This is a genomic window from Nocardioides sp. Root140, assembly GCF_001426745.1.
Classification (GTDB): Bacteria; Actinomycetota; Actinomycetes; order Propionibacteriales; family Nocardioidaceae; genus Nocardioides.
The window spans coordinates 352135-370790 of sequence record NZ_LMFI01000010.1 but is presented as its reverse complement, the minus strand read 5'-3'; the positions used below and the strand labels follow the sequence as shown (position 1 = coordinate 370790).

Genomic DNA, 18656 nt, shown 5'->3' with positions numbered 1-18656 from the left:
CCCACGGTAGCCAGCGTCGCTCATGCGGTGAGAGCCGTCTCAAGGATCTCGGCGGTCCGCTGGTAGTGCTGGCGCAGGCGCTCGACCGCGGTCTCGCTGTCACGGGCCAGCGTGGCCTCGAGGATCTCGCGGTGCTCGCAGGCCACGTCGCGACCGGTATCGCGGGTCTGTGACCAGCGGCGGTAGAACTCGGCGGCGTCGCGCAGGCTGCAGGCGATGTCGAGGAGCCGCGGGCTACCGCATCCGTCGAGCAGGGCGATGTGGAACCGACCGTGGGCGTCCTCCCACTCGTCGGAGATGCGGGGCGGGCCGTCGGTGGTCAGCATCGGCGTCCGCTCGAGCTTGTGGTGGGCGCCGACCATGTCGGCCTCCCAGTCGACCCCGCCGCGCTCGATGGCATAGGCCAGCGCGATCGTCTCGATGTCGATGCGGGTCGCGGTGAGATCACGCAGGTCATCGATGGAGACCGAGCGCACCTTGAAGCCGATCTTCGGCTCGGACTCGACCAGGCCCTGTTCGACCAGCCGGGTCAGTGCCTCGCGGATCACGCTGACGCTGGCGCCGTACCGCTCGCAGAGCGAGGCGAACTTGAGGCGTTCTCCGGGCTGGTGCACGCCACCGAGCACGTCGGCACGCAGCAATGCGTGCACGGCCTCGGTGTTGGCACGGGTCTTCTCCTGGGTCATGGGAACAGCGTAGCAGCAAGCGCACATTCTAGAAATATTCGAAAATCTCTTGCTTGTTCGAGAATCGCGAGTAAAACTGTGTGAAGCAGACCACTCTCAGATCCAGGAGGCTTCTCCATGACTCAATCTCCAAGGCACCTCGTCATCGTCGGCGGCACGAAGGGCCTCGGGCTCGAGATCGCCCGTGCGGCCGTCGCCCGCGGAGACCGGGTCACCGTGGTCGGTCGCACCCGTGAGGTCGCCGAGGTGGAAGCGAAGAAGTTGGGGGAGAACGCGCTCGCCGGCGTGTGCGACCTGACCGACTGGGCCTCCCTCGAGTCCTTCTTCGACAGCGTGGGCCCGATCGACCACCTGGTCCTGGCCGCGCTCGACCGCGACCAGAACACCATCAAGGACTTCCGGCCCGACGACGCAGCCCGCACCTCGTTGATGAAGAACGTCGGCTACGCGGCCAGCGTGCACTACGCGCTCCCGCACCTGTCGCCCGAAGGCTCGGTCCTGCTGTTCAGCGGCCTGTCGATGTGGCGGCCGATGCCCGGCTCGACCACCATCTCGATGGCCAACGCCGGCGTCGTCGGCCTCGGCAACTCCCTGGCCGTCGAGATCGCTCCCGTGCGGGTCAACGTCATCACGCCCGGCGTCGTGATGGGCACCGAGGCCGTCGACGAGGCCGACCCGGTGCGCGCCGAGACCTACGAGCGGCTGCGTCAGCGCACACCCGGCAAGAGGCTGCCCGAGCCCGCGCACATCGTGGCCGCGGCCTTCGCACTCATCGACAACCCCGGAATCAACGCGGCGAATCTGGTGGTCGACGCGGGCATGCACCTCATCTGACACCCCCACGAAAGCAGGCAATCAATGCGTATCGAAGAATCCGACGTCCTCGTGGTGGGGGCGGGGCCGTCCGGCCTGACCACCACCGCACTGCTCGCCCGGGACGGCATCTCGATGATCGCCGTCAACCGCTACCCCGGTACGGCGCACACCCCGCGTGCGCACATCACCAACCAGCGCGCGATGGAGGTCTTCCGCGACCTCGGCATCGAGGAGAAGGTGCTGGCCCGCGCGCTCCCGGCCGACCAGATGGGCAACAACGTCTGGGCCACCAGCGTCGCCGGGCGCGAGCTGGCCCGCAGCCACGCCTGGGGCACCGGTCCCGACCGGGCCGGCGACTACGCGAAGTCCAGCCCGTGCTCGATGACCAACATCGGCCAGCACGACCTCGAACCGATCCTGCGCGACCGCGCCCTCGAGCTCGGCGCCGATCTGCGCTTCAACACCGAGCTGGTCGCGATCAGCCAGGACGCCGACCGGGTCGAGGCCGAGGTCGTCGACCACACCACCGGCGAGCACTACCTGATCCGGGCGGCGTACGCCGTGGGCGCCGACGGTGGGCGCAGTGTCGTCGCCAGCCAGCTCGGCTTCCCCTTCGAGGGCGAGACCGGACTCGGCTCCGCGGTCAATGTCTGGATCGAGGCCGACCTGACCGAGCACCGGGCGCACCGGCCCGGGGCGCTCTTCTTCACCATCCAGCCCGGGCGCGACTTCTGGCTCGGCGCCGGCACCTTCGTCACCGTGCGGCCCTGGACCGAGTTCGTGCTGATCGTGGTCTACGACCCGGCCACCGAGCAGATCGACCTGAGCCACGACGCCCTGATCGAGCGGGCCCACAAGGTGATCGGCGACGACTCGGTCGAGGTGACCATCAAGGACGTCAGCGAGTGGCAGCTCAACCACGTGGTCGCGCTGGAATACCGCAAGGGTCGCGCGTTCGTCATTGGCGACGCCGCACACCGTCACCCGCCGGCCAACGGGCTGGGCAGCAACACCTCGGTGCAGGACGGCTACAACTTGGCGTGGAAGCTGTCGCTGGTGGTGCGCGGCCTGGCCGACGACTCCCTGCTCGACAGCTACCACGACGAGCGCCAGCCGGTCGGCCGCCAGGTCGTCGACCGGGCACTGGCCAGCGTCGGCCTCGCAGGCTCGATCCCACCCGTGTTCGGTGTGGGTGCCGGGCAGTCCGACGAGGAGGGCCACGCCGCGCTCGACACGTTCTTCAGTGACTCCGACGAGGGCCGCGAGCGCCGAGCCGCCCTCGACCAGGCGATCGCTGCCAACGACCACCACTTCAACGCCAACGGCGTGGAGCTCGGCCAGCGCTACATGTCTGCGGCCGCGGTCACCGACGGCCAGCAGCAGCCGGCGTACGACAGGGACGCGGAGCTGTTCTACCACCAGACCACGTGGCCCGGCGCCTACCTGCCGCACCAGTGGCTGGCCCGGGAGGGCCGCCGGGTCTCCACTCTGGACCTGGCCGGTGGCGGAGTGTTCACCCTGCTCACCGGTATCGGGGGAGAGGCCTGGGCCAAGGCCGCCGTCGCCGTCTCCGCCGAGCTCGGCATCGAGATCCGCACCGCGGTCGTCGGTCGCGGGCAGGAGATCGACGACCCCTACGGTTCGTGGCGTACGGCCTCGGAGATCGAGGAGAACGGCGCCCTGCTGGTCCGGCCCGACCGCTACATCGGGTGGCGGGCTCCCACTCTCACCCCCGACCCCACGGCCAGCCTGCGGGCTGCGCTCGGGTCGATCGTCAACCGCTGACTTCGAGGAGACAGACATGGAATACGGACTACTGCTGCTGCGCCTGGTCGTGGGCGGGCTGATCCTGGCGCACGGCGCCCAGAAGGCGTTCGGTGCGTTCGGCGGCATGGGCCCCGGCGGCACCGCCCCGCTGTTCGAGCAGTGGGGCCTCCGTCCGGGGCGCACCCTGGTGCTGCTGGCCGCGGTCACCGAGATCACCGGGAGCCTGCTCGTGCTGCTCGGCCTCTTCACGCCGCTCGGCGCGGCGATGGTGCTCGGCACGCTGGTGGTCGCCTCGTCCGTCACCTGGGGCAACGGCCTCTGGGCGGTCAAGGGTGGCTACGAGCTCCCGCTGTTGTACGCCGCCGCGGCCGCCGTACTCGCCCTCACCGGACCGGGGCGGCTCTCGCTCGACCGCGCGCTCGACCTCACCAACCAGTACGGCGAGGCCACCGGCCTGCTCGCCATCGGAGTGGGCCTGGTCGCCGCGGCCTGTTTCATCACCTACGCCCGCAAGACCCTCAGTCGTTCCGTGACGGCATGACCACGGCCGACACCGCTCGCCATCCCCGGCTCGTCTGAGCCACCATCATTCCCAGGAGGAGAAAACACATGAGACTCGCCAACCTTTCAGGCCGTGCCGTGCTGGTCGCCGGAGACGCCGAGGCCCTCGACGTCCACAAGGCCAGCGACGGCCGCTTCGGCCCCGAGCTGCGCGGCATCTACGACAACTGGACCGACTTCGTGGGGTGGGCCGGGCAGGCCGGGCTCGACGGCGCCGAGCCGTTCGACGTGGCCGACCTCGGTGCCCCCTCGCCCGAGCCCCGCCAGATCTTCGCGATCGGGCTCAACTACTCCGCCCACGCCGCGGAGTCGGGCTTCGAGGCGCCCACCGACCTGCCGCCGGTCTTCCCGAAGTTCCAGAGCAGCCTGAGCGGCCCGGTCACCGAGGTCGTGCTGCCGGCCGGCGGCAACACCGACTGGGAGGTCGAGCTGGTCGCGGTGATCGGGCGCGAGGTCACCCGCGTCGCCGAGGCCGACGCCTGGGACGTCGTGGCCGGACTGACCGTCGGCAACGACATCTCCGAGCGCGTCGTCCAGCTGCGCGGGCCGGCCCCGCAGTTCGGACTGGGCAAGTCGTTCCCCGGGTTCTCGCCGACCGGACCGTGGCTGGTCACCACCGACGAGCTCGACGACCGCGACAACCTCACCCTGACCTGCACCCTGGACGACGAAGTGGTCCAGGACGGGCGCACCTCCGAGCTGATCATGTCGGTGCCCCGCCTGATCGCCGAGCTCACCAAGGTGGTCACCCTCTACCCCGGCGACCTGATCTTCACCGGTACGCCGGCCGGTGTCGGCGTCGGCCGCGAACCCCAGCTCTTCGTCGCCGCCGGGCAGACCCTGGTGTCCAGCATCGAGGGCATCGGTGAGCTGCGGCAGACCTTCGTTCCCGAGGAGACGCCATGAGTCTGCACGGACTCAGCCATGTCGTCATCGGCGTCCCCGACGTCGCGTCGACCGAGGCGTACTACACCGAGTTCGGTCTGACCAAGGGGCCCGACGGGCTCAGCACGCGTGACGGCGGACGCCAGCTGGCGCTGGTGCCGTCGCCGGTACGTCGTCTCGTCGAGCTCGGCGTGGCCGCCGACGACGTCGATGACCTGGCCCGCATCTCAGCGAACCTGCTGCGGCTCGGGGTGCCGGCCGACCTCGACGGCGACGAGCTGCTCACCCACGAGCCCGTGAGCGGGTTCGGGGTGAGGATCGCGGTGCGGCCACGCATCACCCAGGAGCGGCTCCCGGCCACGCCGTACAACGGGCCGGGGCGCATCGAGCGCCACGGCCGGGCTCCCGGCCTGGTCCGCACCGACCGGGTCCGCCCGCGCCGGCTCGGCCACGCGGTCGGCGGTACGACGGACCTGGCCGCCACGATGCGGTTCTTCATCGACGGGCTCGGTTTCAAGGTCTCCGACCACATCGGCGACAAGGGTGCCTTCCTGCGGTGCTCCAACGACCACCACAACTTCCTGGCCCTGCAGGCTCCGGTGAACTACCTGCACCACACGAGCTGGCAGGTCGACGACATCGACGACGTGGGCCGCGGTGCCTTCGCGATGCTGGAGGACAACCCGGAGCGCCACGTCTGGGGCCTGGGCCGGCACCACGCCGGCTCCAACTTCTTCTGGTACCTCAAGGATCCGGCCGGCAACTTCTCGGAGTACTTCTCCGACATGGACTGCATCCCCGAGGACGAGATCTGGGAGCCCGAGGTGCTCGAGGGCGCGAAGGGCCTGTTCAACTGGGGCCCGCCGCCGCCCCCGTCGTTCCTCAAGCCCGACGACCTCGCCGCCATGATGACCGGGGCGCACAGCACCGCCTGACCGGCCGCGCGCAACGGTCCGGTCTCAGTTGCCGGGTTCGCGCCACGCGGACGCCGCGAACTGACTACAGTCGGCAACGGCCCGACGTGGCCGCTGCTCCGGAGACGTTGAGCGGCGGTGAGGAGCCTCTCTCCTGGGAGGGAGCGGAGGGTAGGGCCGCTCGGCTTGCCGGGCGGCCCTATTGCAAGCCGGCCTGCAGTCGCGTGACCAGGTCGGGCTCGAGCGAGCCGTAGCCGGTCGACGCCCACGGCTCGGCGTCGGTCTCGAAGTAGTGCACCGGCTTGCCCCGGCGTACGACGTCGAGGATGTCGGGGGCCTTCTTCCGGCGCAGCGCGGTGAGGCAGTCGGGGCACAGCGGCACCTCGAGGGTGCGGCCCTGCCACTCGACGCGGCGCTCCTTGCCGGCTCGCCCGTGCAGCGGGTTGAGGTAGCAGGTGGGGCTCGGCGCCCAGGCCTTCCCTGCCCGGGCGGTCTCGAGTGCGTCCCTTCCGCGCCGGGTCAGCACGAGGGCACCGACCGCATCGAGCTCGTCGGGTTCTTCGGGGGTCAGCAGGCGGCGTACGGCGGCATAGTGGTCCAGTGCTGCCTGCCAGGCCTGCTGGTCGTCGCCGGGTGCGATCTCCAGCTCGTCGAGCTGCTCACCCAGCGCCTGCGACTCGTCGTGGGCGAGGGAGAGCGTCTCGCGGGCCCGGGCCGCGCGGATCTGTTTCAGGGCGGACTTCGGCAGCGGTGCCGGCTTCGCCTGCTTCCGGAACGAGACCGCGACCCGCCACGCCAGGAACACGGCGACCAGCGCGACCACCACGGTGGTCAGGCCGCCGGGCAGCCACCCGTCGTCGTCCTCGCGCGGATTCTCCTCCCGGTAGTCCGCCGAGTGCTCGGCCAGCAGCTTGTCCTGCAGCTTCTCGACCCGCGCGGGGTCCATCGAGAGCAGCTCGATGGAGCGACTCATCGCCGACGGCACGTCCTGGTGCTCCTCCAGGTCGACCACCATCTCGATGGAGTAGTCGTTCAGCTCGCCATCGGGTTGGCCGGGAACGCCCCACTGGCGACCGTCGACCTCGACGCTCGAATAGTCCGTCGGCTCGAGGCGGGTGGTGGTGGAGAGGTAGATCCCGGGGTCGGGGAACTTGTCGTGCAGCCGGGTCAGCAGGTCCGAGGCCTTGCCGCCGTACGTGTCGTTGTCGCGCAGCGGCCACACCACGACGTACGTCGTGTGCTCGGCCGCGGTCACCTGGTGCTCCAGGTCGGCCTCGTCGGCCTTGCTCACCAGGCCGCGCAGCGACGGGTGCACGTAGACCCCGTCGGAGGCCAGCTCCTCGTGGATGCGGGTCAGGTCGTCGGCCATCGTGGTCTCCTCACCAGCGCCAGGTGCCGGGCAGTCGTCGCTTGGTCGTGCCCACGAACAGACCGTAGAGAGTGCCGATCCCGAGCAGGACGCCGACACCGATCAGTGCGCCCGCCATGATCCCGCCACTGACACCACCCCAGTAGTCGGACTCCGTGTCCCGCTCGGGCCACCGCACCTCGCCGTCGACCCGCTTGACCAGGCGCGGAAGGGTGACCGAGGGATCGCCGGCGAACTCGTCGTGTGGCGACATGGTCAGGTAGCCGTAGGGACCGAACGTGTTGATGTCGCCGTTCTCGGGGCCCTGCCAGATCAGGTAGACGCCGCGCTCACCGGACTCGGCCAACCCGGCTTCGAGCTGCTGGACCGTGTCGAAGCCGGAGGCACCGGCGTGGCGGGTGTCGGTCCACACCACCACCTTCACCGGGGTCTGCGCGGCCGCGACCGCCCGGGCCACCCTCTTCTCGCCGGCCCTGTCCAACATGTCGCGGGCGTCGGGTGCGACGTACACACCGTCGTCGGCCAGCCCGGCCAGGGCGTTCACCACACGGTCAGTGCGCGCCTCCGCCTTGAGTGGCTCGCCCTGCGCGGCCACGGCGTCGGCCCTCCGGTCGTGCAGCACCTGGGTGGCCAGTACGGCGGAGCCCGCGGCGAGCCCGGCGGCCACACCCAGCGACACGAGGCCACGAGTCACGCGGTTCATCGGGGCACCTGCTGCCACCAGTCGCCGCCGAGGGCGCCGAAGCCGGTCCTTGCCCACACCGTGGATCCCTCGTAGTAGGGCCGTCGGTTGCCCAGCCGGCCCTTCTCGTGGAGTGGCGCCAGCTCGGCGCCCTTCTCCAGCGCCCCGGCGCAGGCCCGGCAGACCGGCACGCTGGCACCGCCACCCAGCGGGGACTCGGTGTCGGCGGCTCCGTGGCGCGGGTCGACGTAGCAGCAGCGGTACTGGCCCTCGGACGTCTCGAGGGCATGCAGGCCGGTCTGTGCGAGCACGAGCGATCCGACCACCTCGAGCAGGCCGTCGGAGCTGGTGCGGGTCTCGGCACGCTCCAGGCATGCAGCGGCGGTGTCCCTGCGCCGCCAGTCGACGAGGTCGTCGGCCCGTCCGAGTGCTGCGGAAAGCTTCTTGGTCGCCGAGGAGGCCCGGGCCCGGGCGCGGTCGAGTTCCTTGGCCGGGTCGGGCGCAGGTCGTGGCTTCCGCGACGAGGCGCTGGTGCCCTTGCCCGAACCCGGTCGGTGGGCGACTCCGCCGACGGCCTGGACCAGTCGGTACCCGACCACCGCGACACAGAGCGCCGTCACCGTGGCGACCACCGCGTAGAGCCCGGGGGTCGGCATCTCGGCGTTCTCGCCCACGGGGCTCCGGGTGCCCTGCCCCTGCCAGGTGGAGGTCGCATAGGCCTCGATCTGCTGGTCGGTCAGGGGATTCTCCATGTAGGTCCCGGGCAGTCCGGCGTTGACCACGTCGAGCACCAGGCCGGCCTCGACCACCGGCGTCGCGAAGCAGTCGCCGCACGAGTCCCGGATCGCGTCGGTGGCAGCCTCTCGGGCCTCCCTGACGGCGCCGGCCAGCATCAACTCATCGTTGTCGACAGAAGGTGCGATGTCGCCGTAGACCGCCAGCGCAGTGTGTCCGACCTCCGAGGTCGAGACGAACCAGACGCCGTCCTCGCCCGAACGGGCGTGGAGGAGGGTCAGCAACTCCTCGGCGGTGTTGTCCGTGGTCAGCCCGGGTGGGGCCTTGGTCAGCACGATGTGCACCGGGACCGAGCTCTTGGCGGCCTTCGCGGTCAGCGCATCCAGGACGGCCTCGGTGTGGCCGTTGCCCATGACTTCCTCGACCAGGACGGGGTCGTGCTCGAGGTGGGCGACGATCTCGCCGACGGTGCCGGCGAAGTCGTCATCGACGCCCGAGACGGCCACGAGTCAGTCCTTGAGCTCGCAGATCACTTCGCCGTTGGTGACCGTGGCGCCGACCTCGGCGGTCAGGCCGGTGACCGTGCCGGCCTTGTGTGCCTTGAGTGGCTGCTCCATCTTCATCGCCTCGAGCACGACGACGACGTCGCCCTCGGCGACGGTGGCGCCTTCCTCGACGGCGACCTTGACGATGGTGCCCTGCATCGGGGAGGCGACCGCGTCACCGGAGACCGCGGAGCCGGACTTCTTGGCGGCTCGCTTCGGCTTCTTGGCTGCGCCCGCGCCGCCGGTGCTGAGGCCACCGAGACCGGCCGGGAGCACGACCTCGAGGCGCTTCCCGCCGACCTCGACGGTCACCCTCTGGCGCTCGCCGGCCTCTTCGGCCTCGGCGGTGCCGCCGGCGTACGGCGTGATCTGGTTGTCGAAGTCGGTCTCGATCCAGGTGGTGTAGACCGTGAACTCGCCCTCGCCGGACGGGGTCGAGGCGCCGACCCAGGCCGGGTCGTTCACGATCACCTCGTGGAAGGTGATCGCGGTCGGCATGCCGTCGACCTCGAACTCGGAGAGCGCGCGGCGCGAGCGCTCGATCGCCTGCGTGCGGTCCTTCCCCGTCACGATCAGCTTGGCCACGAGCGAGTCGAAGTTGCCCGGGATCGTCTCACCGTTGATGTAGCCGGAGTCGAGGCGGACACCGGGGCCCGCGGGCGGCAGCCAGGCGGTCAGGGTGCCGGGGGCCGGCATGAAGTTGTTGCCGCCGTCCTCGGCGTTGATGCGGAACTCGATCGAGTGGCCGCGGATCTCGGGGTCGTCGTAGCCGAGCTCCTCACCGGCGGCGATGCGGAACATCTCGCGCACCAGGTCGATGCCGGTGACCTCTTCGGAGACACAGTGCTCGACCTGCAGGCGGGTGTTGACCTCGAGGAACGAGATGGTGCCGTCGGCGGCGACGAGGAACTCGCAGGTGCCGGCACCGACGTAGCCGGCCTCCTTGAGGATCGCCTTGGAGGAGTCGTAGAGGCGCTTGACCTGCTCGTCGGTCAGGAACGGCGCGGGGGCCTCCTCGACGAGCTTCTGGTGACGACGCTGCAGGGAGCAGTCGCGGGTCGACACGACCACGACGTTGCCGTGCTGGTCGGCCAGGCACTGGGTCTCGACGTGGCGCGGCTTGTCGAGGAACTTCTCGACCAGGCACTCACCCCGGCCGAAGGCGCTGATCGCCTCGCGCACGGCGGATTCGTAGAGCTCGGGGATCTCCTCGAGCGTGCGGGCCACCTTCAGGCCGCGGCCACCGCCGCCGAAGACCGCCTTGATGGCGACCGGCAGGCCGTGCTCCTTGGCGAACCCGACGATCTCGTCGGCGTCCTTGACGGCGTCCTTGAGGCCCGGGGCGAGCGGAGCACCGGCGGCGAGGGCGATCTGCTTGGCCTTGGCCTTGTCGCCGAGGCCCTCGATCGCCTCGGGGGAGGGGCCGATCCAGATCAGGCCGGCGTCGATCACGGCCTGTGCGAACTCGGCGTTCTCGGCGAGGAAGCCGTAGCCCGGGTGCACGGAGTCGGCGCCGGTCTCGGCCGCGACCTTGATGATCTTGGCGATGTCGAGGTAGGTCTCGGCGGGAGTGGCGCCACCGAGGGCGTGGGCCTCGTCGGCCAGGCGGACGAACTGGGCGTCACGGTCGGGGTCGGCGTAGACGGCGACCGAGCCGATTCCGGCGTCCTTGCAGGCGCGGATCACGCGCACGGCGATCTCGCCACGGTTGGCGATGAGGACCTTCTGCAACGGCTTGACCTCGGGCACGGACACTCCTCTGGTGATGAATTGCGAGGGCGCACCGATCGTGCACCCGTCGTGGAGTCTAAGGCCCTCCGGTGGTACTCAGTTCCGGGGTTCCGGTCTCTGGTCTGTGGAGAACGCCACTCCCGTTGTCGGGTGCACGGCTCAGGGCGAGAACTCGTTGAAGAACTCGGCCCACCAGCCCGGTCGGCCCACGGGCCCGAGAGTCGAGCCGGCGAGCACGATGGCCAGTTCGTCGTGGGCATCGGGTGCGGGCACGCCGTGGCGCACGACGTAGCTGGGCGCTGCGTCGGCGGTCGCGCCCCAGCCGAAACCCTTCCGCCGCAGCGTGGTCCGCCGTACGCCGTCGTGCACCAGGGCGGTACGGCGCCGGCCGAGGTGCCGCACCTCGTACTTGCGGCCGGCAATGGTCAACGTGCCGTGCCGACGGGCTCTCCGCCAACCGCCGTCCCTGCCGTTCCACAACTCGACCGGAGTTCCGTCGGCCATCGTGAAGTGCACCGCGGGGGCACCGCCGCGGATCCGGCCCCGTCCCTGCATCCACAGGGCGGCGTCGACGCCATCACTGAGTGACGAGCGCATCGTGGCGAAGAAGCCACTCCCGCGACGCTGCTCGGGCACGTCGTACGGCGCGATCTCGCCGGCGACCGCGCCGTCGGGCCGGATGAGCACGAGGGTGATGCGGGCGTCGTCGTAGGCCACCCGCCACGGTGGGGGCTGCTGCCAGCCGGATGCGTTCATGCCGGCACCATGCCCACCGGGCTCACAGGCCAACCAGGTCTTCGCGGCACCTGGCCTCGATCGCGGCGAGGTCGTCGAGGGTGGCGTCGATGTCGCGGCGCTGAGCCTCCAGGTGCTGGCGTCGTACGTCGCACTGCTCGATGAGGTACTCCAGCTGCCCGGCCTCGCCCGGGGGCTCGTCGTACATGTTCACGATCACGGCGATCTCGTCGAGCGAGAACCCGACCCGCTTGCCGCGCAGGATCAGCTCGAGCCGGATCCGGTCGCGTTGGTGGTACTCCCGCACGGTGCCGGCGCGCACCGGATGCAGCAGGCCGAGGTCCTCGTAGTGGCGCAGCGTGCGCAACGTGACGGCGTACTCGTCGGCCAGCTGCCGGATCGTCCAGGTCGTCACGGTGGTCCTGTCGGTGTGGGTGTTTTCGGTGGTCGAGTGCCGCCGAGGTACGAGGCGGTGTGGGTGTTTTCGGTGGTCGAGTGCCGCCGAGGTACGAGGCGGTGTGGGTGTTTTCGGTGGTCGAGTGCCGCCGAGGTACGAGGCGGGTAAGCGTAGGACCATGGTGTCGTACGTCGACCACAATGAAGAGGTAGTCATGTCGTTCGAGTTGTCCCGTGAGCACGAAGAGTTCCGCCGGTCCGTCCGCGACTTCGCGGAGGCCGAGATCGCCCCGCACGTCGCGCAGTGGGACCGCGACCACCACTTCCCGGTCGACGTCGTGCACAAGATGGGCGCGCTCGGCCTCTTCGGCCTGACCGCGCCCGAGGAGTACGGCGGCGCCGGGCTGGCCCCCGAGGACGGCCCGTTCACCTCGCTGTGCCTGGCCATCGAGGAGCTCGGCCGGGTCGACCAGTCGATGGGCATCACGCTCGAGGCCGGCGTCGGCCTCGGCATCAACCCGATCCTGACCTACGGCACCGACGCCCAGAAGGAGGAGTTCCTCCCGCCGCTGGTGGCCGGCGAGAAGCTCGCCGGCTTCGGCCTCACCGAGCCGGGCGCCGGCTCCGACGCGGGCGCGACCAAGACGAAGGCCGAGCTGGTCGGCGACGAGTGGGTGGTCAACGGCAGCAAGCAGTTCATCACCAACTCCGGCTCCGAGATCACCTCGCTGGTCACCGTCACCGCTCGCACCGGTACGCGCGACAACGGAAACGCCGAGATCAGCACGATCATCGTGCCGTCCGGCACGCCCGGCTTCACCGCCGAGAAGGCCTACGACAAGCTCGGCTGGCACATCTCCGACACCCACCCGCTCTCCTTCGAGGACGCGCACGTGCCGGCAGCCAACCTGCTCGGCGAGAAGGGCCGCGGCTTCGCGCAGTTCCTGGCCACCCTCGACGACGGCCGGGTCGCCATCGCCGCCCTCGCCGTCGGCCTGATCCAGGCCTGCCGCGACCTGTGCGTGGAATACGCACTGGAGCGCCAGACCATGGGAGGCCCGATCGGTCGCAAGCAGGGCGTGGCCTTCCAGATCGCCGACCTCGACGTCATGCTCCAGGCCGGTCGCCTGCTGACCTACAAGGCCGCGGCCATGAAGGACGCCGGCGCCCCGGTCAAGGAGTTCAAGCAGGCGGCCTCGATCGCCAAGCTCTACACCTCCGAGTCGGCGGTCACCGCGACCCGCATCGCCACCCAGGTCTTCGGCGGCTACGGCTTCATGGAGGAGTACCCGGTGGCCCGGTTCTACCGCGACGCGAAGATCCTCGAGATCGGCGAGGGCACCTCCGAGGTGCAGCGCATGCTGATCGCCCGTGGCCTCGGCCTGCCGGTGAAGTGACCACGTAGAAGAAATGGGCGGGGCTTCCCGGCTTCGGTCGAGTAGCCTCGCTTTTCATGGGTCCTCGCGCCAGGCGTCTCATTGACGAGACATTGCGCTTCCTTGCCGTCGGCGGGGCAGCGACGCTGGTGGCGTTCGTGCTCTTCAACTTCCTGGTGCACGGCGTCTACGTCACCGAGAAGCCGTGGCTGCACACCCATCCGACGCTCGCCTACGTCGTGGCCAACACGGTCGGCATGGCGATCAGCTACCGCGGCACGCGCAACTGGGCGTTCAAGAACCGGCAGACCGCACACGCGGACGGCGGCCGGTCGGCGTACGTCCTGATCAACGTGGTCACCATGGCCCTGCCCATCGGGTGCCTGTGGATCAGCCGCAACCTGCTCGACCAGGACTCGGCCTTCGCCGACAACATCGCCGCCAACGTGGTCGGGCTCGGCCTGGGCATGATGGCCCGGTTCTACCTGTTCCGCCAGGTGATCTTCAGCCAGAAGAACTACGCGCCGGCCACCCTCGCAGGCACCAACGCACTGCCGCTGCCGGGCAACTGCGTGGTGGCGCGCGGCAACCCGCGACGCGTCCTCGGTGTCACCGACGAAACCTCAACGGACCCAGAGGTCGATCCACGCATGCCCTAGCTCGGCCATCAGGTCGCGCAGCAGGGGCAGGCTGACGCCCACGACGGTGTGGTGGTCGCCCTCGATGCCGGTCACGAAGGCACCGCCGAGTCCGTCGATGGTGAACGCCCCCGCGACATGGAGGGGTTCGCCGGTCGCGACGTACGCCGCGATCTCGTCGTCGCCGAGATCGGCGAAGTGCACGGTCGTCGACGCGGTGGCCGCGGCGACCCTGCCGTTGGCGACGTCGTGCAGCGAGTGCCCGCTGTGGAGCACGCCGCTGCGGCCGCGCATCAGCTGCCAGCGCGTGGTGGCCTCCTCGGGCGAGGCCGGCTTGCCGTAGGCCTCACCGTCGATCTCGAGCACCGAGTCGCAGCCCAGGACGAGGCCCTCACCCGTCACGCGGGCTGCGACGGCAGCCGCCTTCAGCTCGGCGAGCTGCAGTGCGAGCTCGCCCGGCGGGATGCCGACCACCTGCGACTCGTCGACGCCCGAGACGATCACCTCGGGCTCGACGCCGGCGCTGCGCAGGGTGGCCAGACGTGCGGGGGAGGCCGAGGCCAGGACCAGTCGTGTCGTCATTGCCGGCCGCTCAGATCCGGGCCAGCGCGGCCTTCAGCGGGTCCAGCCCGAGGGAGCCGAGGTCGAGGGCCGCGCGGTGGAACTCCTTGAGGTCGAAGTCGGCGCCCTTGCGCGCCTTCGCGTCGTCGCGGGCCTCGAGCCAGATGCGCTCGCCGACCTTGTACGACGGCGCCTGGCCCGGCCAGCCGAGGTAGCGGTTGACCTCGAACACGATGGTCGGGTCGTCCATGCGGCAGTGCTGGCGCATGAACTCCAGGCCCAGGGCGGGCGTCCATGTCTCGCCGGGGTGGAAGCCGAACGGGTTGTCCTTGGGGATCTCGAGCTCGAGGTGCATGCCGATGTCGATGATCACCCGGGCCGCGCGGAAGCCCTGGCCGTCGAGCATGCCCAGCTTGTCGGCCGGGTCCGCGAGGTAGCCGAGGTCGTCCATCAGGCGCTCGGCGTACAACGCCCAACCCTCGCCGTGACCGCTGACCCAGCACATCAGGCGTTGCCAGCGGTTGAGCTTGTCCTTGCGGTAGGCGGTCTGCCCGACCTGCAGGTGGTGGCCCGGCACGCCCTCGTGGAAGACGGTCGTGACCTCGCGCCAGGGGGAGAACTCCTCGATGCCGTCAGGCACCGACCACCACATGCGGCCGGGGCGGGTGAAGTCCTCCGACGGGCCGGTGTAGTAGATGCCGCCGTCGTTGGTGGGGGCCAGCCTGCACTCGATGCGGCGTATCGGCTCCGGGATGTCGAAGTGAGTGCCGGCCATGTCGGCGAGGGTCCGGTCGGCCAGCTCCTGCATCCACTGGCGGAACTCCTCGCGCCCGGCGATGCGGCGGGCCGGGTCGCCCTCGAGGTGGGCCACGGCCTCGTCGACACTGCTGCCCGGGAGGATCAGGTCGGAGGTGGCGGCCATGTCGTCCTCGATGCGCTTGAGCTCCTCCCAGCCCCACGCGTAGGTCTGCTCGAGGTCGACGGTGGCGCCGAGGAACTGCCGCGAGGCCAGTGCGTAGTGGTCGCGCCCCACCGCCTCGTTGGTGCGCCCGCGCGGCTCCATCTCGTCCTCGAGGAACATGCCGAAGTCGGCGAACGCGCGGGTCGCTGCCCGGGCGTGCTGGGCCAGGTCGTCCTGCAGGGCCTCGCCGGCGTCGCTGCCCTTGACGAGGTCGGCGAAGAAGTCGCCGCCGTTGCCCTCCTGTCCCGTCCAGTGGCGTACCTGGGTGGCCACCTCGGCGTACTGCCGCGCCGCGGCGACGTTGCCCTTGTTGGCCTCCTCGGACAGCGTGATGCGGTAGTCCTGAAGGGTCTGCGGTACGGCGGCGATGCGGGCGCCGATCAGGGACCAGGCCTCCTCGCCCTCGGTCGACATGAGGTCGAAGACCTGGCGCATCTCGTGCAGGCCGCTGCTGATCACCGAGAAGTCGCTGCGCTGCAGGCCGGCCTCGGAGGTCTCGACGTCGAGGCCGAGCCGCTCGAGGAACGCGTCGCGGGCGACCTGCTCCCGCTCGTCGCTGGGCGTCGCCGCCGTGGCGTCGGCGAGGGCCTTGCGGGTCAGCTCCTCGCGTGCGGCGAACCCGTCGGGGGAGAGGTCGGTCAGCTTGTCGTCGTGCCCGGCGATGCCGAGGTACGTCGCGGTGAGCGGGTCGAGGGCGGCGTACGCCTCGACGTAGGCATCGGCAATGGCATCCACGGGGCGCTGTTCGGTCACGCGCCCACAGTAGTGGTGAGTGTCGAAGACGCGGCAACCTTTTACCGGGGTCGTTGGTCGTGTGGAATGAGACTGGTTCAAGGGCCCGGCAACCGCCGGGCGGACAGGGGACGACATGGACGCGGTGCAGCAGAGCTTCGCCGGTTCCTACCGGCGTCTCGTCGGCCAGCTGTACGGCGTGTGCGGCGACCTGTCCGAGGCCGAGGACGTGGTCTCCGAGGCCTTCGTCAGGGCGGTCAGCCATCGGCGTACGTTCGAGGCAGCGGAGAATCCCGAGGCCTGGTTGCGCACCGTCGCGGTGAACATCGCCCGCACGAGGTTCCGGCGCCGACAGCTGGGCGAGAAGCTGACCCGGAAGGCGCCCTCCGTCGGCTCCGGCCGCAGCCCCGACCTCGCCGAGGACCGGCTGGCCCTGGTCGCCGCGATGGGTCGACTGCCGCAGGCCCAACGCGAGGCGCTGGCGCTGCACTACCTCGCCGACCTCCCGGTGGACGAGGTGGCCAGGACTGTCGGTGCGCCTCTCGGCACGGTGAAGGCGCGGCTCAGTCGCGGCCGCACCGCACTCGCCGCACTGATGACCGAAGCCACGGCCCCGGAGGGCCGCTCAGTCCAGGAAGGACAGTCCCGTGCGTGACCTCGACGAGCTCCTGACCGGCCGGATCGGTGACGCCGCGGCCGACGTTGCCCGCATTCCCGACTTCGACGCACTGGCCGCCCGCGGACGACGCCGCACCACGGTTCGCCGTACGGCGGCGGCCGGGGCGGCTGCCCTGGCCGTGGTGACCGTCATCGGTGCGACCCAGTGGCTCGGCGGCGGTGACCCGTCGAGCGAGCCGGGCCCGGTCGCGCCGCCCACCTCGACTCCGAGCGCGCCGGCCGAGCCGAAGACCGACCACGGGACCGGCCCGATCTCCGACGCCCGGGCCGAGGCGATCGTCAGCAACCCGGCAGCGACCCTCTTCTCTCTCACCGTCGACCCGGACGACCCGGACAGCCGGGCCTCGGTCTGGCAGCTGTGCCCGGCGCAGTGCGACAACCCGAAGTACGCCGTGGCGATCACCGACGACGGCTACACGACGTACGCCGCGTTCCGGCTGGCCAACCCGGTCGAGGTCCGGTCGGCGGGCTCCGGGCGATTCCTGGCCGAGCGCTGGGACCCGGGCGCCACCCCGTTCCTGCTCGATGCCGACGGCACCGGCACGGCGGTGGTCGCGGACGACACGGAGGCCCCTTTGTCGGCAGGCGAAGTCGTCGCGGCCGTGCACGGCTCCGGCGTGCCGATCATCGGCCTGTTGGCCGTCGATCCCGGGACCGGGGCCGCCCACCCGATCCCGCTCCCGAGCGGCGTGGCCACCTGGCAGCAGGACGGCGAGCGGATCTCGTTCCTCGACTACAACGGCCCCACCGCGCGATGGACCGACGACGGGGGAGCCACGTGGTCGAGCCACCCGCTCGACGCGGAGAACCTGCTGACCCAGTTGGTGCCCTCGGCGGATCCCGACCGGCACGCCGTGGTGGCCGGCGGCGACGGAGCCACGCTGTTCCCGTTCAACGTCGTGCACCGTTGGGACGGCGACGGTGCGGTGCAGCGGTTCGACCAGTCGAGCAGCCCGCAGGCCTACATCGCGCACCAGGCGGTGCTGCCTGACGGGCGGCTGCTGATCGACGTCGAGGACTGGTCGGACGGCGACGCTCCGACGGGCCTGCACGTCTCGGCCGGCGACGACTGGACGCGGTTCACCCCGGTGCGCCTCGGTGCGCCGTTCGACCGGGAACCCGCACAGGTGCTGGGGATCCAGGCCCACCACGGTGTCCTCACCATCGATGCCGTGACCGCCGACGGAGCGGTCCATCGCTCCACTGACGCCGGCGCCACGTGGCAACCCCTCGTGGTCAGGTAGTCGGTTTGGCGGGCCTCACTCGTCGAGGGAGCGCAGGTGCCGCAGCACGGCACGCCCGCGCGGGGAGAGTCGATAGCCGGGCCGCAGGCTCACGGTCAGGCCGAGCTCCTTGAGCCGTCGGATGTCGGCCTTGAACGGCAGCTTCGTGCGGCCGACATCGGCCGCGATGGTCTCGGCCAGCTCGCCGGGCCGGCCGTCGATCAGCTCGAGGTGCGAGCGGGTCCACGGACCGTGCTTGCTGCGCGCGTCCATGCCGGCCAGTCGGGCCACGATCTCTGCACGCTGCTTCGGCCCGAGGCGTGCCTTCTCGCGCAGCGTCACCCGCTCGTCGTCGCCGGCGAAGCTCATCCGGATCCGGTAGACGTCTCCGGGCTTGCGGTCCAGGACCTCACGGAGCCGGGCCAGGTCAAGGCCGCTGCGTCGAGCCTCGTCCTCGGTGATCGCGTCGGGGTCGACCACGTCCACCTCGTCGAATCGGATCACACCGACCGCCGTACGTTGTGAACCGCCGGGCACGTGCATGCGCCGGGTCCAGCGGCGGAACGCGAGGTCGAGCTCACCCGAGACGATGCCGTCGAGGACGGCGCGCGGAATCATCACGAGGCTCATCCTGCCTGCTGGCGTGCGCTCGTAGTGGATCAAGT

The 18656-nt window shown here is 70.5% G+C and carries 19 protein-coding genes; 9 read left to right on the top strand and 10 right to left on the bottom strand.

Going from position 1 to position 18656, the window contains the following annotated elements; genetic code table 11:
• Positions 1-20 precede the first annotated feature (20 nt).
• Positions 21-686, bottom strand: coding sequence for a GntR family transcriptional regulator (locus ASD30_RS12165; protein WP_056681585.1), 666 nt, complete (start codon positions 684-686; stop codon positions 21-23).
• A 117-nt stretch (positions 687-803) separates the two neighbouring features.
• Here ASD30_RS12165 and ASD30_RS12160 point away from each other — a divergent pair, with 117 nt between their 5' ends.
• The 5 genes from ASD30_RS12160 (at position 804) to ASD30_RS12140 (ending at position 5650) form a co-directional block, all read left to right on the top strand.
• Entirely contained in the window at positions 804-1520 is a 717-nt protein-coding gene (locus ASD30_RS12160; protein WP_056681584.1) for an SDR family oxidoreductase, read from the top strand.
• 24 nt (positions 1521-1544) lie between these two features.
• A complete protein-coding gene (locus ASD30_RS12155; RefSeq protein ID WP_056681583.1) occupies positions 1545-3287 on the top strand; it encodes an FAD-dependent monooxygenase in 1743 nt (580 codons plus the stop codon).
• 16 nt (positions 3288-3303) lie between these two features.
• Positions 3304-3810, top strand: a complete 507-nt coding sequence (locus ASD30_RS12150; RefSeq protein ID WP_056681582.1) for a DoxX family protein — start codon at positions 3304-3306, stop codon at positions 3808-3810.
• A gap of 68 nt (positions 3811-3878) precedes the next feature.
• Entirely contained in the window at positions 3879-4736 is an 858-nt protein-coding gene (locus ASD30_RS12145) for a fumarylacetoacetate hydrolase family protein (RefSeq protein ID WP_056681581.1), read from the top strand.
• Complete coding sequence (locus ASD30_RS12140) at positions 4733-5650, top strand: VOC family protein (RefSeq protein ID WP_056681580.1); 918 nt, start codon at positions 4733-4735, stop codon at positions 5648-5650. Before ASD30_RS12145 ends, ASD30_RS12140 begins: the two co-directional genes overlap by 4 nt.
• A gap of 178 nt (positions 5651-5828) precedes the next feature.
• On the opposite strand, the gene ASD30_RS12135 is transcribed toward ASD30_RS12140, so the two are convergent.
• The 6 genes from ASD30_RS12135 to ASD30_RS12110 all read right to left on the bottom strand — a co-directional run bounded on the left by ASD30_RS12135 (position 5829) and on the right by ASD30_RS12110 (position 11841).
• Positions 5829-6998: a hypothetical protein gene (locus ASD30_RS12135; protein ID WP_056681579.1), complete on the bottom strand. Its 1170-nt coding sequence runs from the start codon at positions 6996-6998 to the stop codon at positions 5829-5831.
• 10 nt (positions 6999-7008) lie between these two features.
• Positions 7009-7701 carry a hypothetical protein gene (locus tag ASD30_RS12130; RefSeq protein ID WP_056681578.1) on the bottom strand — a complete coding sequence of 231 codons (693 nt, stop codon included), beginning with the start codon at positions 7699-7701 and terminating at the stop codon, positions 7009-7011.
• Positions 7698-8921 (bottom strand): hypothetical protein, encoded by a 1224-nt coding sequence (locus tag ASD30_RS26595; protein WP_056681577.1) that lies wholly within the window; start codon positions 8919-8921, stop codon positions 7698-7700. Before ASD30_RS26595 ends, ASD30_RS12130 begins: the two co-directional genes overlap by 4 nt.
• A 3-nt stretch (positions 8922-8924) precedes the next feature.
• Entirely contained in the window at positions 8925-10709 is a 1785-nt protein-coding gene (locus ASD30_RS12120; RefSeq protein WP_056681576.1) for an acetyl/propionyl/methylcrotonyl-CoA carboxylase subunit alpha, read from the bottom strand.
• Positions 10710-10850: 141 nt separating this feature from the next.
• Complete coding sequence (locus tag ASD30_RS12115) at positions 10851-11447, bottom strand: hypothetical protein (protein WP_156388511.1); 597 nt, start codon at positions 11445-11447, stop codon at positions 10851-10853.
• A gap of 22 nt (positions 11448-11469) precedes the next feature.
• The gene (locus ASD30_RS12110) at positions 11470-11841 is read right to left on the bottom strand and encodes a MerR family transcriptional regulator (protein ID WP_056681574.1); all 372 of its coding nucleotides are present in this window, start codon (positions 11839-11841) and stop codon (positions 11470-11472) included.
• A gap of 196 nt (positions 11842-12037) precedes the next feature.
• On the opposite strand from ASD30_RS12110, the gene ASD30_RS12105 reads away from it, so the two are divergent.
• Positions 12038-13219, top strand: coding sequence for an acyl-CoA dehydrogenase family protein (locus ASD30_RS12105; protein WP_056684873.1), 1182 nt, complete (start codon positions 12038-12040; stop codon positions 13217-13219).
• Positions 13220-13275: 56 nt separating this feature from the next.
• Entirely contained in the window at positions 13276-13857 is a 582-nt protein-coding gene (locus ASD30_RS12100) for a GtrA family protein (protein WP_082563797.1), read from the top strand.
• Here the strand turns inward: ASD30_RS12100 and ASD30_RS12095 are convergent.
• Complete coding sequence (locus ASD30_RS12095; RefSeq protein ID WP_056681572.1) at positions 13822-14418, bottom strand: Maf family protein; 597 nt, start codon at positions 14416-14418, stop codon at positions 13822-13824. The two genes, ASD30_RS12100 and ASD30_RS12095, sit on opposite strands and share 36 nt — an antisense overlap.
• Positions 14419-14428: 10 nt before the next feature.
• Positions 14429-16111 (bottom strand): DUF885 domain-containing protein, encoded by a 1683-nt coding sequence (locus ASD30_RS12090; RefSeq protein ID WP_056681571.1) that lies wholly within the window; start codon positions 16109-16111, stop codon positions 14429-14431.
• A 115-nt stretch (positions 16112-16226) separates the two neighbouring features.
• Between ASD30_RS12090 and ASD30_RS12085 the strand changes: the two genes are divergently transcribed.
• Positions 16227-16745 (top strand): RNA polymerase sigma factor, encoded by a 519-nt coding sequence (locus tag ASD30_RS12085; protein ID WP_056681570.1) that lies wholly within the window; start codon positions 16227-16229, stop codon positions 16743-16745.
• Positions 16738-18012: a hypothetical protein gene (locus ASD30_RS12080; protein ID WP_056681569.1), complete on the top strand. Its 1275-nt coding sequence runs from the start codon at positions 16738-16740 to the stop codon at positions 18010-18012. Before ASD30_RS12085 ends, ASD30_RS12080 begins: the two co-directional genes overlap by 8 nt.
• A 15-nt stretch (positions 18013-18027) precedes the next feature.
• Here the strand turns inward: ASD30_RS12080 and ASD30_RS12075 are convergent, their stop codons facing one another.
• Entirely contained in the window at positions 18028-18621 is a 594-nt protein-coding gene (locus ASD30_RS12075; RefSeq protein ID WP_235532577.1) for a hypothetical protein, read from the bottom strand.
• Between the last annotated feature and the right edge of the window lie 35 nt (positions 18622-18656).

What these genes read in the sequence shown, in the direction of transcription:
- ASD30_RS12145 (WP_056681581.1), top strand. Translation starts at nt 3,879, where the DNA reads ATGAGACTCGCCAACCTTTCAGGCCGTGCCGTGCTGGTCGCCGGAGAC.
- ASD30_RS12135 (WP_056681579.1), bottom strand. Translation starts at nt 6,998, where the DNA reads ATGGCCGACGACCTGACCCGCATCCACGAGGAGCTGGCCTCCGACGGG.
- ASD30_RS12100 (WP_082563797.1), top strand. Translation starts at nt 13,276, where the DNA reads ATGGGTCCTCGCGCCAGGCGTCTCATTGACGAGACATTGCGCTTCCTT.
- ASD30_RS12075 (WP_235532577.1), bottom strand. Translation starts at nt 18,621, where the DNA reads ATGAGCCTCGTGATGATTCCGCGCGCCGTCCTCGACGGCATCGTCTCG.
- ASD30_RS12160 (WP_056681584.1), top strand. Translation starts at nt 804, where the DNA reads ATGACTCAATCTCCAAGGCACCTCGTCATCGTCGGCGGCACGAAGGGC.
- ASD30_RS12105 (WP_056684873.1), top strand. Translation starts at nt 12,038, where the DNA reads ATGTCGTTCGAGTTGTCCCGTGAGCACGAAGAGTTCCGCCGGTCCGTC.
- ASD30_RS12130 (WP_056681578.1), bottom strand. Translation starts at nt 7,701, where the DNA reads ATGAACCGCGTGACTCGTGGCCTCGTGTCGCTGGGTGTGGCCGCCGGG.
- ASD30_RS12150 (WP_056681582.1), top strand. Translation starts at nt 3,304, where the DNA reads ATGGAATACGGACTACTGCTGCTGCGCCTGGTCGTGGGCGGGCTGATC.
- ASD30_RS12165 (WP_056681585.1), bottom strand. Translation starts at nt 686, where the DNA reads ATGACCCAGGAGAAGACCCGTGCCAACACCGAGGCCGTGCACGCATTG.
- ASD30_RS12095 (WP_056681572.1), bottom strand. Translation starts at nt 14,418, where the DNA reads ATGACGACACGACTGGTCCTGGCCTCGGCCTCCCCCGCACGTCTGGCC.
- ASD30_RS12115 (WP_156388511.1), bottom strand. Translation starts at nt 11,447, where the DNA reads ATGAACGCATCCGGCTGGCAGCAGCCCCCACCGTGGCGGGTGGCCTAC.
- ASD30_RS12155 (WP_056681583.1), top strand. Translation starts at nt 1,545, where the DNA reads ATGCGTATCGAAGAATCCGACGTCCTCGTGGTGGGGGCGGGGCCGTCC.
- ASD30_RS12085 (WP_056681570.1), top strand. Translation starts at nt 16,227, where the DNA reads ATGGACGCGGTGCAGCAGAGCTTCGCCGGTTCCTACCGGCGTCTCGTC.
- ASD30_RS12140 (WP_056681580.1), top strand. Translation starts at nt 4,733, where the DNA reads ATGAGTCTGCACGGACTCAGCCATGTCGTCATCGGCGTCCCCGACGTC.